Source organism: Oleiphilus sp. HI0066, assembly GCF_001635725.1.
Window position 1 is genome coordinate 1 of sequence record NZ_LWFH01001377.1, and the last position, 1,271, is coordinate 1,271.

A 1,271-nucleotide genomic window follows, 5' to 3' on the forward strand; every position below is an offset into this window, starting at 1 on the left:
TCGTCGAAGAAAGCGTCGACGCTCGCCTGAAGCTCGGCCAGTTCTTTCAAGGCCTGTGTATAATCACCGGCTTTGAACAAAGGCTCTACCTTGCTTGTTAATGCACTTACTTGGTCCGCAAGTTGTTTCTCGGCCGCTTCACTCAAGAGTGATGCATTGAGTTCAGACGACGCTTCTGCTTCGTTTTTCGCAAGAATATTCGATACACGCTTGTTGGCAGCGGCAAGTGCCTCAGCTTGAGGTAGCGCGCTGAATGCTGCGACAGCGCGAATACGGTTGTCGAAATCGACTGGTTTTGTCGGCTTACGTGCACTAACCGCTAAGAATACTTCCGCAGAAATGCCTTCGTCATCGAACCAAGCTCTGAATCGATCTAGCAAGTAATCGAGAAGTTGCGTGTCTAGTTCTTTATTTTCGAGCGCGCTGTGCTGTTCTGCAGCCCAAGCGATTAGATCGCGCAGATCTAGATCAAGTCCTTTCTCGACAATGATACGAAGTACGCCGAGTGATGCGCGACGCAGAGCAAACGGATCTTTCGTACCGGTTGGTGGCTGGTTAATACCGAACAAACCAACAAGCGAGTCTAGCTTTTCTGCTAAGGCAAGTGCGCAACCCGTATGTGTGCTTGGCAATTCACCACCAGCTTGTTTTGGCATGTATTGCTCGTTCAGTGCGAGAGCGACCTCTTCTTCTTCGCCATCAAAGAGTGCGTAGTGGTATGCCATCAAACCTTGAAGATCCGTGAACTCGAGTACCATTTCACTAACAAGGTCTGATTTTGCTAGTTCGCCAGCACGTAGTGCATAAGCTTCATTGCTACCAATTGCTTGTGCAATGCGTTGCGCCAACTTGGCAACACGTTCTGTTTTTTCGTATACGGTGCCCAATTTAGTTTGAAAAACGATGTTTTTCAGCGACTCACGTTTCGACTCAAGGCTTGTTTTCTTATCGGTTTCAAAGAAGAACGCAGCATCTGCAAGACGAGGGCGAATAACACGTTCGTTACCTGAGATAACCTGCGCAGGATCTTTACTCTCAATATTTGAGATCGTAATGAAGTGCGGCATGATTTTTTGGTTAGCATCTAATACGTGGAAGTATTTTTGATGCTCAGCCATCGATGAAATCAACGCTTCTGCAGGGACGCTTAAGAAATCGTGATCGAAGTTACCAAGTAAAGGTGTTGGCCACTCATTCAGTGAGTTTACTTCATCTAGTAAATCATCATCGATAATCGCGATACCATTTACTGTGAGTGCTATTTTTTCTAC

General features: G+C 46.6%; 1 protein-coding gene. It reads right to left on the reverse strand.

The window, feature by feature from the left end; all coding sequences use genetic code 11:
* Positions 1–1,271, reverse strand: a 1,271-nt coding sequence (gene glyS / locus A3738_RS20825; RefSeq protein ID WP_068763824.1) for a glycine--tRNA ligase subunit beta, incomplete at both ends; no start/stop codon positions are given.